General features: G+C 44.9%; 13 protein-coding genes. 7 read left to right on the top strand and 6 right to left on the bottom strand.

What is annotated here, in order from left to right:
• Positions 1-47: 47 nt before the first annotated feature.
• Complete coding sequence (ovoA, locus tag AC13CK_RS14710) at positions 48-2222, top strand: 5-histidylcysteine sulfoxide synthase (protein ID WP_425879081.1); 2175 nt, start codon at positions 48-50, stop codon at positions 2220-2222.
• A gap of 48 nt (positions 2223-2270) precedes the next feature.
• On the opposite strand, the gene AC13CK_RS14705 is transcribed toward ovoA, so the two are convergent.
• A complete protein-coding gene (locus tag AC13CK_RS14705) occupies positions 2271-2519 on the bottom strand; it encodes a DUF2789 family protein (RefSeq protein ID WP_005245905.1) in 249 nt (82 codons plus the stop codon).
• 161 nt (positions 2520-2680) lie between these two features.
• Positions 2681-3331, bottom strand: a complete 651-nt coding sequence (locus tag AC13CK_RS14700; protein WP_425879079.1) for an HAD family hydrolase — start codon at positions 3329-3331, stop codon at positions 2681-2683.
• A 182-nt stretch (positions 3332-3513) separates the two neighbouring features.
• Here AC13CK_RS14700 and AC13CK_RS14695 point away from each other — a divergent pair, with 182 nt between their 5' ends.
• The 3 genes from AC13CK_RS14695 to AC13CK_RS14685 all read left to right on the top strand — a co-directional run bounded on the left by AC13CK_RS14695 (position 3514) and on the right by AC13CK_RS14685 (position 6926).
• On the top strand, positions 3514-3996 hold the full coding sequence (locus AC13CK_RS14695) for an RNA pyrophosphohydrolase (RefSeq protein WP_425879077.1): 483 nt from the start codon (positions 3514-3516) through the stop codon (positions 3994-3996).
• Between the two features lie 89 nt (positions 3997-4085).
• Entirely contained in the window at positions 4086-6383 is a 2298-nt protein-coding gene (gene ptsP, locus AC13CK_RS14690; RefSeq protein WP_425879075.1) for a phosphoenolpyruvate--protein phosphotransferase, read from the top strand.
• Between the two features lie 42 nt (positions 6384-6425).
• Positions 6426-6926, top strand: a complete 501-nt coding sequence (locus AC13CK_RS14685) for a hypothetical protein (RefSeq protein WP_425879073.1) — start codon at positions 6426-6428, stop codon at positions 6924-6926.
• Here the strand turns inward: AC13CK_RS14685 and AC13CK_RS14680 are convergent.
• A complete protein-coding gene (locus AC13CK_RS14680) occupies positions 6923-7102 on the bottom strand; it encodes a DUF7230 family protein (RefSeq protein WP_004278505.1) in 180 nt (59 codons plus the stop codon). The two genes, AC13CK_RS14685 and AC13CK_RS14680, sit on opposite strands and share 4 nt — an antisense overlap.
• Before the next feature lie 619 nt (positions 7103-7721).
• On the opposite strand from AC13CK_RS14680, the gene AC13CK_RS14675 reads away from it, so the two are divergent.
• The 3 genes from AC13CK_RS14675 (at position 7722) to AC13CK_RS14665 (ending at position 10181) form a co-directional block, all read left to right on the top strand.
• Positions 7722-9242: a catalase gene (locus tag AC13CK_RS14675; RefSeq protein WP_425879071.1), complete on the top strand. Its 1521-nt coding sequence runs from the start codon at positions 7722-7724 to the stop codon at positions 9240-9242.
• Positions 9243-9337: 95 nt separating this feature from the next.
• On the top strand, positions 9338-9781 hold the full coding sequence (locus AC13CK_RS14670) for a thiol-disulfide oxidoreductase DCC family protein (RefSeq protein WP_425879069.1): 444 nt from the start codon (positions 9338-9340) through the stop codon (positions 9779-9781).
• The gene (locus AC13CK_RS14665; protein WP_004278508.1) at positions 9771-10181 is read left to right on the top strand and encodes a DoxX-like family protein; all 411 of its coding nucleotides are present in this window, start codon (positions 9771-9773) and stop codon (positions 10179-10181) included. Before AC13CK_RS14670 ends, AC13CK_RS14665 begins: the two co-directional genes overlap by 11 nt.
• On the opposite strand, the gene AC13CK_RS14660 is transcribed toward AC13CK_RS14665, so the two are convergent.
• From AC13CK_RS14660 to AC13CK_RS14650, 3 genes are all read right to left on the bottom strand, one after another.
• On the bottom strand, positions 10171-11226 hold the full coding sequence (locus AC13CK_RS14660) for an MBL fold metallo-hydrolase (protein WP_004278509.1): 1056 nt from the start codon (positions 11224-11226) through the stop codon (positions 10171-10173). The two genes, AC13CK_RS14665 and AC13CK_RS14660, sit on opposite strands and share 11 nt — an antisense overlap.
• 406 nt (positions 11227-11632) lie before the next feature.
• The gene (locus AC13CK_RS14655; RefSeq protein ID WP_005261714.1) at positions 11633-12568 is read right to left on the bottom strand and encodes a cation diffusion facilitator family transporter; all 936 of its coding nucleotides are present in this window, start codon (positions 12566-12568) and stop codon (positions 11633-11635) included.
• Between the two features lie 181 nt (positions 12569-12749).
• Positions 12750-13655, bottom strand: a complete 906-nt coding sequence (locus AC13CK_RS14650; protein ID WP_425879066.1) for a DMT family transporter — start codon at positions 13653-13655, stop codon at positions 12750-12752.
• Positions 13656-13790: the final 135 nt, after the last annotated feature.

Below are 13790 nucleotides of genomic sequence, written 5' to 3'. Positions count from 1 at the left end.
TTTGCAGTGCAGAGGAATGCTTAAAACTATTCGATGGAGCCTGACGGATGCAGCTCGATTCTCCCTTAAAATCCCACTCTCAAGATAAAACAAATACAAGCAGCCTATGGCTTTCGGCCAAACCGATGCTGCTGCCCACGCCGGCACTTGATTTTGCCGATGAACAGACTGCCCGGCACTGCCTGCGCGAATATTTCCTGAACACCTTTGACACCTATGAACAACTGTTTGAATGCCTCAAACATGAAGATGCATTTTTCATCAAGCCGATTACTTTACGTCATCCGCTAATTTTTTATTTTGCCCATACCGCCACTTTTTTTGTCAATAAACTGCTGCTCAGCAAGCTAATTAGCGAACGCGTAAATCCGCATTTTGAAAGTATCTTCGCGATCGGTGTAGACGAGATGAGCTGGGATGACCTGGATGAAGTGCACTATGACTGGCCCAGTGTGCAGGAAGTCCGTGATTATCGGCATCAGGTACGCGCCCTGATCCTGAACATCCTTGAACATGCTCCGCTAACTCTACCCTTAAACTGGCAAAACCCTTGGTGGACCATCATCATGGGCATCGAACATGAACGGATCCATCTGGAAACTTCTTCTGTGCTGATCCGCCAGCATGCTTTGGAACATGTACGCCAGCATCCGCAGTGGCGTGCCAATATTATTACCGGCATGGCCCCGGATAATATTTTGCTGGATGTGCCTGAAGGTAAGGTGCATTTACAGAAAGATTTTAACCATCCATTTTATGGCTGGGACAATGAATACGGCCGGCATGAAGCCGAGGTTGCAGCTTTTGCAGCCTCCAAATATCTGGTATCGAATCAGGAATTTCTGGCCTTTGTCGAAGCTGATGGCTATCCGACCGAACACTACTGGAGTGAAGAAGGTCTAGGCTGGCTGCAATTTTCACAAGCTGCTCATCCCTGTTTCTGGCGCAAAACTGAATTAGGCTGGTCACTGCGATTGATGCTGGAAGAAGTGCCGATGCCTTGGGACTGGCCGGTAGAAGTGAATTATCATGAAGCCAAGGCTTTTTGTCAGTGGAAATCGCAACAGCTGGGAAAAACCATTCGCTTGCCGACTGAAGATGAATGGTATCGCCTGTATGCAGTTTCCGATCTGGATTCAGATTTACCGAGCCCTGAACAGGCCAATATCGAGTTGAAATACGGCACCAGCTCCTGTCCGGTCGATCATTTCAAGCAGGGCGATTTTTATGATATTCAGGGCAATGTCTGGCAGTGGACTGAAACTCCGATCTATCCATTTCAGGGTTTTCAGGTGCATCCGCTTTATGATGATTTCAGTACACCAACCTTTGACGGTCGCCATAACCTGATGAAAGGTGGCTCCTGGATTTCGGCGGGCAATGAAACTTTATATAGTTCCCGCTATGCCTTCAGACGGCATTTCTTCCAGCATGCCGGTTTTCGCTACGTCGCCTCTGATCAGGCACTGCAACATTTCCCTTCGAACTATGAAAGCGACCAGCTGGTCTCCCAATATCTGGAATTCCAGTACGGCCCCGAATATTTTGGTATCGCTAATTTTGCCAAAACACTGGTCGATCTGGCACAACCCTATTTTCAGCAAGTGCCATGTCATCGTGCCTTAGATATTGGCTGTGCTACCGGCCGCGCCAGCTTTGAACTGGCACACTATTTTGATCAGGTGACCGGTCTGGACTTCTCAGCACGTTTTATCCAGCAGGCAGTCTATTTGGCTCAAGGCAATAGGGTACGTTATCAGCTGCCGCTAGAAGGTGAATTAAGCGAAGAAAAAAGCTGTTCACTTGAAGATGTCGCTTTGGAACAGTTTGCGTCAAAAACGGAATTTTTTCAGGCCGATGCCTGCAACCTGAAAGCACATTTTAGCGACTATGATTTTATTCTGGCAGCGAACCTGATTGACCGGCTGCATCATCCGAAAGACTTTTTATTGCAGATTCATAAACGTATCAATATAGGTGGAATTTTAATGCTGAGTTCGCCCTATACCTGGCTGGAAGAACATACGGCGCGTAGCGAATGGCTGGGCGGTTTTCAGCAGGATGGGGAAAAGATCACGACTTTGGCTGGTATTTCCAACATTTTAACCCAGCACTTTGAATTGGTGGACGAACCCCAAGATGTGCCTTTTGTGATTCGAGAAACGGCCAGAAAGTATCAACATACCCTGTCACAAGTCACGATCTGGAAACGGATTCGCTAAAGGTAAGGTCATAGTCTAAAAAAGCCAATCATACGATTGGCTTTTTAATCATCCTTCATTAGTTGAATTTTCATGTAAGGATTCATTGAGTTGATCCACCACAATCGCCCATTCGCCATCAGATGCTATTTTCTCGCTTAAAAATTGACGTTGTGCCTCTGACCAATACGGCGCATCCAGTAAAGTCAGATCTTTATGTAATTGATGCTCGTGAATAAATGTTTCAATACCTTCTGCACTGGCATCCAAGCCAAGCTGCTGGAACAGATGTGTCATACGTGGTCGAACGTGAGTCATATCTCATACCTCAGAATCTACTATTGTTATCATGTCCTGTTTTTTGAGCATAGCATGTCTGATTCAGCCTGACTGTGAAAAAACATTAATATTCCATTGAGGCAAATAAAAAGCACAACCGAAGTTGTGCTGAATAAATCACATGAATGGGACTAGAATACTTAGATCGACCAGTCCTGTATTTCCCAGCCTTGTTCTTGGGCTAGAGTTTCCAAACGATCATCCGGATTGACTGCAATCGCATGATCCGCATATTCCAGCAAGAAACGGTCATTAATCGAATCTGAATAAGCCCAAGACTCGGTGACATCACGGCCTTCCAGCCATTGTTCCAGACGCACCAGCTTGCCTTGCTGATAGCATGCGGTATTGATGACTTTACCAGTATATTTCCCATCAATGACTTCAGCATTGGTGGCAATAATTTCAGTAATTCCGAATTCACGAAAAATGGGGGCGGTAATAAAGTCTGAAGTTGCGGTAATCCCCACTAAGGCATGTCCTGCTTCACGGTGGCGCTCAATGGCTTTAAAACCTTCAGGACGCATTTGTGGACGAATGACTTTTTGCATGAACAGTTGATGTAATTCAACCAAATAATCATTGTCATATTTGGTCAGAAACTGGAATACAAATTCATTATAGGCATAAGGATCCAACTGGCCTTTTTTATAATCGTCATAGAATTTGTCATTCATGGCGCGATGCTGAACTGGATCGACCAGGCCCTCACTGACCAAAAACTCTCCCCAAGAATGATCTGAATCCGTGTTTAACAAGGTGTGATCGAGATCAAATAGCGCCAATTTCATGAAAATACTCGTTAAAACTGAAATTTAAGAAAAAAATTGTAAATCTATCTCCGCTAGTCGATAGAAATTCGTTAAGATCATAGCAATTTTAACATTTTTAAACTTTGCTTTTTTCGAGTTGGATAACGAAATAATGCTCCCCGATGGCAAAGGCATAAATTAAACAATTTTTAGGTAGCCAAATGATCGACTCTGAAGGTTTCCGACCGAATGTCGGGATCATTTTGGCAAACGATGCTGGACAAGTTTTATGGGCAAAACGCATTGGTCATAATGCATGGCAATTTCCACAAGGCGGGATCCAATATGGAGAAACCCCCGAGCAGGCACTCTATCGTGAGCTGAGAGAAGAAGTTGGCTTATTGCCCGAACACGTCCAGATAGTCGCGCAAACCAAAGGCTGGTTGCGCTATCGTTTGCCGCATCGATACATTCGTACGGACTCTGATCCGGTCTGTATCGGTCAAAAACAAAAGTGGTTTTTACTCAAACTCACGGCCCCCGTTCAGCATATTCAGTTGAATCTGTCTGATCCGCCCGAATTTGATCAATGGCAATGGGTCAGTTACTGGTACCCACTCGGTCAAGTCGTGAATTTCAAACGTGATGTTTACCGCAAAGCCCTGATGGAGTTGTGTCAGCAACTGCCCCGACAAAAACCTTAAAAAATCGCATAAATAATGCAGATTTTTTACGCGGCTATTGTTATAAATAAACTTAATCACTGAAATTCTGAATAGACGGAGCAGACCTTATGTCGAATATGCAACTGGACACCTTGAGACGTATTGTTCAGGAGATCAATGCGTCCACCAGTTTGCATGAATCGCTCGACATCATGGTCAAGCATGTGGCCGAGGCCATGCAGGTTGATGTCTGCTCGATCTACCTCCTCGATGAACGCAATCAGCGTTATCTGCTCATGGCGTCTAAAGGCCTGAATGCAGAATCTGTGGGCCATGTGTCTTTGCAGACCGGCGAAGGTCTGGTGGGCCTGGTCGGACAGCGTGAGGAAATTGTCAATCTGGACAATGCCCCTAAACATGAGCGCTTCCTGTTTTTACCTGAAACCGGTGAGGAAATTTATAACTCCTTCCTCGGTGTGCCGGTGATGTACCGCCGTAAGGTCATGGGTGTGCTGGTGGTTCAAAATAAAGAATCACAGGACTTTTCTGAAGCCGCTGAATCCTTTCTGGTCACGCTCTGTGCACAGCTTTCTGGCGTCATCGCCCATGCCCATGCCGTCGGCAATATCGATGTATTCCGTAAGCCGAGCAACCTACCTGCCTATAAAACCTTTCAGGGAGTTTCTGGTTCCGGTGGTATTGCCTTAGGTCGTGCAGTGATTCTCTATCCGCCAGCAGATCTTGCCGCAGTCCCTGACCGTGAAGCGGATGACATCAGCGAAGAACTGCAGCTATTAGATAACGCCCTGAATTCAGTCCGCGAAGAAATCCAGTCGCTAGATGACAAAATGCAGGATGCGTTGATGGCCGAGGAACGCGCACTGTTTAGCGTGTTCTTGCGTATGCTGGATGAAAATGCCCTGCCTGCAGAAATCAAAGCTTTTATTCGTGAAGGTCACTGGGCACAAGGCGCCGTGCGAATTGTCATTGACAATCATGTGGCACAATTTTCCCAGATGGAAGATGACTATTTACGTGAGCGGGTGGCGGACTTAAAAGATCTGGGCCGCCGCATTCTGGCACGTTTACAGGAAGCCGATGCCAGTCACCGTGAATTGACTGATGAAAGTATTCTGATTGGTGAGGAAATATCGACGGCGGCACTGGTTGAACTACCTGTAGATAAAATTGCCGCGATTGTCACCACTGAAGGTGCCATGAACTCGCATATGGTGATTGTGGCACGTGCTCTCGGTATTCCGACTGTGGTCGGTGTGACTGAGCTGCCGATCAACACCCTCGATGATGTAGAGATGATTGTCGATGCACATCAGGGCCGTGTCTTTATTAATCCGCCACGGCGCCTGCGCAGTCGCTATAAAGAAATTCAAAAAGAAGAAGAACAGATTGCCAAAGATTTGCGCCAGTACGAAACCAAAGATGCAATTACTCCGGACGGCGTGGCGGTCAAACTCTACGTCAATACCGGCCTGATGATTGATGTGGTGCGTGGCGTGCAGCGCGGTGCCAAAGGTGTTGGCTTATACCGTTCTGAAATTCCGTTTATGTTGCGTGACCGCTTCCCGGGCGAGGAAGAACAACGTGCGATTTATCGTCAGCAACTCAGTCATTTTGCCAACAAACCGGTAGTGATGCGAACGCTGGACATTGGTGCAGACAAAGACCTGCCGTATTTCTCGATTGAAGAAGAAAATTCGGCTCTCGGCTGGCGTGGCATTCGTTTTACCCTCGATCATCCGGAAATTTTTTCTTCACAGATTCGCGCCATGCTCAAAGCCAGTATCGGACTGAATAACCTGCATATTCTGCTGCCGATGGTGACCAGTGTCAGCGAGGTTGAAGAAGCGCTTTACCTACTGGAACGTGACCATGCGGCGATTCAGGAAGAAGAACAAGTCAAGGTGAACAAGCCGAAACTCGGCATCATGGTGGAAGTGCCAAGTGTGCTACATCAGATTGATGAGTTTTCCGAATTGGTGGATTTCTTCTCGGTTGGCTCCAACGATCTGACCCAATATCTGTTGGCCGTGGACCGCAATAATCCGCGGGTAGCGAATGTCTATTCACATTTACACCCTGCAGTACTGCGTGCCCTGACCCGTCTGGTACAGGACTGTCATCGCAATGAAAAACCGGTCAGTATCTGCGGTGAAATGGCAGGCGATCCGCTGTCTGCAGTTTTGCTCATGGCCATGGGCTTTAACACCCTGTCGATGAGTTCAAGTAATATTTTGCGGGTACGTAAAACCATTTGTCATGTTCCGATGAGTGATGCACAGGAATTGCTGGCACATGTGTTAAAAATGGACAATCCGCTCATGGTAAAAAGCTGGCTAGAATATTATTTCAGAACCCATGGTTTAGGGGATATGGTGAAATCTGCATCACGTATGGTGAGTGCCTAATACGGGACTTTTTCCAGTCCCTCGACAGTGGTAGAGGTGGTTATGGAATTTCTGGTCATCCTGTTCATGATTTTTGCGGTGTTCTATGTGGTCATTCTTGCACCGGCCTTGGCTGCCCGCAAAGAAGCTCATAATTCCGGTTCATCTTATATACGCCCCGCCAGCAATCGAGCAATGAGCTATGCCGATCGGCCTAAAATGACTCCATTATTGGGCATTGAAATTTCGGCATCGCAACGGCGGCGTTTAGGCAGAGATGACCCCTCCGTCATTGCTGCCAGACTCTATCACCAACAAAAAGATCAATTTGCCAGTTTTCAGCAGGCCAGACCACAGCCTCATTCCCCTCACCACAAAGCACCAGTGCAAAGCAAACTCAATAAATTCTTTAATGACTTAATCGCGGATGAATCGACAACATCATCCCGGTATCCAAATCAATATTCGCAAACTCGTAACAACCGACCTGTCGCCCCGCTCTCTCCAGTTAAAACTAATCCTAAGCAGCCCCCACGTCGTCCCCAGCCACCTTACAGACCTTAAGCGGCCATTAAAAAAGGGCGATCTTCCATGGAATATCGCCCTTGTCTGTGCTTGTTGTAGCCACGTTTTGAATTTTTCTTTCGATCTACAAAAACCTGGCTTTTGTTGACTTCATGCATGTGTTTTGCCACAAAATTGTGGATCACTACCTGCTCGGCTGTTTTTTTCTTGGCCATCTTGCTCTCTATATAATTTGGAGGAAGGAGTGAGATAATTATAGAGCCGACTGACTAATTTTCAAGCATATTTGCCAATGCTTTTTCAAAAATAAAGCCCATTTAGCCAGGATTTTCTATATGCAAAAATGGGAGTTATAGCCAGAAAACACCCTTATTTCATTCATTATTTTTATGGGTTTCTTCAGCCCAACAAAACTCGATTAAAAAAACGTTTAAAATAAATCAGTTATAAAATTTATTTTAAACAATACTATTCACTTATTATTTTTATCCTTTGATAAAAACATATTATCGACTTAGATATTGTTATTTTCGTTTAATCCCATTCATTATTCGAGTTATTCAAAATATATAGAATTTGATATTGTCACAGAGTGGAAAACCCGTTACTTTTTAAGAGTAACCATTTAATTTTCAACATTTTAAACTTTATTAAATTTAAAAATATTTTTTGAGTGAGCTCACTCAATTATACCCTGAATTCCGTTTTGTGCTGTAACACTCTTTATTTAAAGATATTGTAAATATAGCGAAACCTGATCTGATTAGCATATATCTCAATATTTTATGAATACTAGGTAAACGACATAAGATATTCAAAACTTGGAGAGGAAAGATGAGCCAAGATTTTAAAAAATGCCCTGTCACCCACCTGACCACTGAAGCTGGTGCCCCTGTGGTCGACAACCAGAACAGTATGACGGCAGGTGCGCGTGGACCTTTACTTGCCCAGGATTTATGGCTGAATGAAAAACTGGCCAACTTTGTCCGCGAAGTGATTCCAGAGCGTCGTATGCATGCCAAAGGTTCAGGTGCTTTTGGTACCTTTACCGTGACCAATGATATTACCCAATATAGCCGCGCTAAAATTTTCTCTGAAGTCGGCAAAAAAACCGAAATGTTTGCCCGTTTCTCAACAGTGGCGGGTGAACGTGGTGCGGCCGATGCGGAACGCGATATTCGCGGTTTTGCCTTAAAATTCTATACTGAAGAAGGCAACTGGGATCTGGTCGGCAATAACACCCCGGTGTTTTTCCTGCGGGATGCGCGCAAGTTCCCTGACCTGAATAAGGCAGTCAAGCGTGACCCGAAAACCAACAAGCGCAGTGCCACCAATAACTGGGATTTCTGGACACTCTTACCTGAAGCTTTGCATCAAGTAACTATTGTCATGTCGGATCGTGGGATCCCGACCGGTTACCGTCATATGCATGGTTTTGGCAGCCATACTTTCAGCTTTATTAATGCCAAGAATGAACGCTTCTGGGTGAAATTCCATATGCGTACCCAGCAAGGCATCCAGAACCTGACCGATGCTGAAGCTGCAGACTTGATCGCCAAAGACCGTGAAAGCAGCCAGACCGACCTGTTTGATGCCATCGAACGTGGTGACTATCCAAAATGGAAAATGTACGTTCAGATCATGCCGGAACTGGAAGCCGAAACAGTGCCTTATCATCCATTTGACCTGACCAAAGTCTGGCCAAAGGGCGATTATCCACTGATTGAAGTCGGTGAATTCGAACTGAACCGCAATCCGGAAAACTATTTCCAGGATGTAGAACAGGCTGCCTTTGCACCAAGCAATCTGGTACCGGGAATTAGCTACTCACCGGACCGTATGTTACAGGCACGTTTAGTGAACTATGCTGATGCAGCGCGTTACCGTGTTGGCGTGAATCATTCACAGGTTCCGGTCAATGCGGCACGTTGTCCTGTACATTCGAACCGCCGTGATGGTCAAGGCCGCATGGATGGCAACTATGGTTCATTGCCGCATTATGAGCCAAACAGTTTTAGCCAGTGGCAGGAACAACCTCAGTTTAAAGAACCAGCATTAAAGATTACCGGTGATGCTGATTTCTGGGACTTCCGCGAAGATGACAATGACTACTTCAGTCAGCCACGTGCCCTGTTCAATCTGATGAATGATGAGCAGAAACAGGCCCTGTTTAATAACACGGCCGCAGCGATGGGTGATGCACTAGATTTCATCAAATACCGTCACATCCGCAACTGTTATGCTTGCGATCCAGCTTATGGGCAAGGCGTTGCTAAGGCCTTAGGTATGACTGTAGCAGATGCCCAAGCAGCACGTGAAACCGATCCAGCTAAAGGTTTGCCTAGCTTTCTCTAAGCCAGTTTAGACATGTATAGAAACCACCTTCGGGTGGTTTTTTATTGCAGCATCAAGCACTATAGAAGCAAGTCAGCACAAAAAGAAATACAACAATGCATCCGAATATTGAAGATATCATTCAACAACACGACATCGTTTTATTTGATGCTGTTTGTGTGATCTGTAATGACTGGGCACGGTTTTTGATTAAATACGATAAGAAGATACAGTTTAAACTGGTTTCCGCCCAATCGCCTTTAGGTACAGCACTGCTCGAACATTATCAGATGCCAACCGAACATTACACCACGATGCTCGTCATTCAAGATGGCACACTCTATACGGAATCGACTGCCTTGCTGAAGGTGCTGCAGCATCTCGGTTTTCCCTTTAATTTAATGAGCGCAGGTTATTTGGTTCCGCGTTTTATCCGGGATTTTCTGTATCGTGTGGTTGCTTTAAATCGTTACAGGTTATTTGGCAAAACCGAGTATTGCCTGATTCCATCCAGCGAAAATAAACGCCATTTTCTGGAAGAAGCTGTTCGTGAATCCTAAACCTGTATTCCTACAACCACTGCGTACTATCCAGCTGACTTTGGTCATACTATGGCTCTATCAGGGACTCATTCCAAAAATTCTGTTCCAATCACCCGCTGAAATCACAATCTGGCAAAATATGGGTTTTGAGCTGGGACTGGCCAAAGTCTTGGTTGGACTTTCCGGAGGATGTGAAATGCTATTTGGCTTATGCTTTCTGAAATGGAACCGGTCCATACTCTTGCATAGGTTGAATATTATCGGACTTGCTGGATTACTACTGCTGATTGCATTCACAGCCCCGTTGCAACTTACTGCAGCATTCAATCCTGTGGTAATGAATACCGCCATGCTGATGCTTTCTGTAGTGGCCATTCAACTCATCCAAGAGGAACAACAGGAAGTACTTAAACAATAATCCGTTTGCCTTCCCGTATGCAGTAAAACGGATTAATCAATTTGGAAGAATGCTTGATGATCTCATGCAACTCATGTTCCGGTGCATCCCGGTCTTCATCTGTGAGCTGAAAAGTACGGTAATGAATCGCCAGTGAACATTTGGCCTGCAAGTCATGATGGGCATGAAAGGCATCTTCCGGATTCATATGGATCGCGCGCATCAGTTCACGCGGTTCATACGCTCCTATCGGGAGTAAGGCAATTCGCGGTGCACCCAGACGTTTACGAATTTCTTTAAAATGTGAGGCGTAGCCACTATCTCCGGCAAAAAAACAATGTTCCTTGCCATGTAATAAAGAAAATCCTCCCCAAAGTGCACAGTTCTGATCGCGCATGCCGCGCCCTGAGGCATGTTGAGCCGGCGTATAGACAATCCGGATCTCTTCAAAAAAGGCACTTTCCCACCAGTCCATTTCATGCACGGTATAATGTTCTGGCAAATACCAGGCATTACCCAGACCAGTATAAATAGGCATCTCAAAAGTGTTGTGCAGCCATTCCAGACTAGCCAGATCCATATGATCATAATGGTTATGGCTGAGCAGTACGGCATCAATCTGAGGTAATTCATCCAAGGCAATGCCAGCCGGAATGACCCGCTGCGGCCCTGTAGAAGCCGATGGACTGGCATATTCAGCCCAAACCGGATCGGTCAGGAAGTTATAGGGGCCGATCTGAATTAATGTGGTTGCGTGACCAATAAACCAGACTTGCCAGTCATCCAGAGCTGCATCTGGACGCTGCTGTGGCAATGCGCGTGGACGAGAAAAAAACTCGGCACGCTCTTCATCAAGATTAACATTCCAGGTTTTGGATTTTCGGGTAATGAGCCATTTGTATAAATCAAAGCGACCACGCGATAGAGAAGCATGCTCAAGATTACGAAACTGTTTTCCGTCGAAATGATCTGAATGCAGATACTCAAACACTGGCTTAGACCAGAGATGTTTCCAACTGGATTCCGTGATTAACTGGAATTTTTTAGTTTTGAGAAGATCTTGCATAAACATCCACTATTTATTATTCGCTATATGCAAGACAACAACCTCTTGAAATGGTCAAGCGGTGCATCTTTTAATGAGCATACAAACTAAAAACAGGCACACTAAAACATAGTATGAAATCCGTCACAGAAAATCATGTATGTTTTTGTTATTTTTAGCAAAAAAATGGCATTTCATTGGCCTTATGGCTGGCTGAAGTCTTGGATTATCTAGAAAAATATTGCTCTTGTCCTTCTGTCTAAAAATACAAAATGATACTCAATATTTATAAGCCTATACTGACAAAAGCATGTCTGCCCATTGATGATTTTATGATGAAATTCGCCATACCTCAGTATCATCACATCAATTGTGCGAGAAAGGCAAGTTGAGATCAAAATACCAACCTCAAGCGTTTTTTAGATCTTTATACACGACCTTGAGTTCGTTCCAGCCATACGGCCTTGGTTTGGGGTTTCACAAATAAAGCAATAATTTCCGGGTGCAGCTGTTTAATCTGCGCTTCGATCCGGTTGACACAGGCTTCAATTTCATCAGAAGTTAAATCATCTTTAAATTCCAGACTCAATGATGCAATGACTTGCTGAGCACCCATCTGCTCAGTCAATACCCCATTAGCACTAAAAACTGCCGCATCCTGTTGAGCAATGTTCAATACATCTTCACGCAGTTTTGGATCTGCCGTTTCACCCAGTAACAAACCTTTGGTTTCACGTGCCAGAAACCAGGCAGATACTGCCAGCACGATACCAATTAAAATCGATGCGGCACCGTCCAATTCAGGAATATTCAGTTGATGCGCCAGAAAGATACCGACCAGAGCAATCACCAAGCCGACCAGGGCGGCAGTATCTTCAAATAACACGGTAAAGGTCGTTGGATCTTTACTGTGTCGAAAGGCTTCAAAATATCCCAGATTTCCCTTTTGTTTACGAAAGGTTTTTAAAGCCACTGACCATGAAAATCCTTCAAAAAGAATCGCCAGACCCAGCACAATATAATTGATCAATGGATCCTGCATGACTTCAGGCTGAAGAATATGCTGTATCCCTTGATAGATGGATACAATCGCACCCAGGGCAAAAACCATCAGTGCCACAATAAAGGCCCAAAAATACAGTTCACGCCCATAACCAAAAGGATGTTTGGCATTTGCCGGTTTTTCTGATTTTTTCATGCCATACAGCAGTAAAATTTCATTCAAGGTATCTACTACAGAATGAATTGCTTCACTGAACATGGCAGAGCTATTAGTTATATAGGACGCAACAAATTTAACCAGCGCAATCGCCAGATTGCCAAACAGGGCTGCATAGACTACGATTTTATTGGATTCAGACATCCTGAAACTGTCCTAAATAAGCTTGTGCAAGCTTGAATAATTTATGTATCAAAATCTTAATCATTTATTTTTGAAAGTTGTTTTACAAATTGTTGCTTAGTCGTGATCTCTCACGTTGTTGAATCACTTTACTCTCTACTCAAATAATAAAAGGGCTTTCGCCCTTTTGATTTTTACAGTTTTAATGCTTGGAAAAATACTGCTCGCGCCACTCTTTCCAGAAATACATGATGATCCCGAACATCACTACCGCAATACCGGCAAAAGCATGACTGCTGATAATTTCATGATTTAAGGTTGCTCCCAATACCAGAGCGATCACCGGCGTCATCACATTACTCAATGAAACGGTCGAAGCATTTAGACGGCGAATCAGCCAGAAATAACACAGCATTGCCACAATCGAAGACATGATCATGGTAAATACAAAACCGATCATTGCCTGTGTGCTAGGCAACTGAGTCGGCATATGTTGCCAGATAAACGGCACTAAAATGACTGAACCAGCCGCGGAGACCAGCAATGAACCCGTCGCTTGCGACATCGGACTCAAGGGTGCACTGATCTGCTTAACCCAGAAGATCGAGCTGATATAAGACACCATACTGATCAGCATCAGCACCACCCCCCAGGGATTGATCTTGCTGTCTGCCGAGTCGGCAAAAACAAAACATAAACCGGCGACGGCCACTGCCATGCCGAGCCATTGCAGCCAGATCAGTTTATGGGTTTTTAAAATCATATGCCCGATCAAACCAGCGATCAGCGGTGAAAAACCAAAAATTAGTGCCATCAACCCTGAGGTTAAATAATTGGCTGCCAGATAAATAAACAGCTGCGCACCGATTAAATTCAAACTGCCTGCCAGATAACTTTTCATTGAAGTACGGTCAAAAGGCAGCGGGTCGCGCATGATCTTCAGCAGGAACAGTGCAATAACCGAGGCACCGAAATAGCGAATGATCAGCACCCACATTGGGTGAATCTCGGCCACGCTCCAGACAATCGCCAGTGGCGTTGCTGCCCAGATCAGTACCAATAAAGCGTAAATACTTGCCGTGACCGGCAATGATGATGAAGAACTCATAAGTCTCCTAAACGAGGCCAAGAAGTTCTGGATCAGCAACTTCAAAAATAGCGTATAGCGAATTCATGCTGAGATGAAGTTTTAATTTTTGATAAATTCATCAAGTTTCGTGCATAAAAAACAGACCTATGCAAA

The organism is Acinetobacter sp. L-24, assembly GCF_056857555.1.
This window is presented reverse-complemented; position numbering and strand designations above follow the sequence as displayed.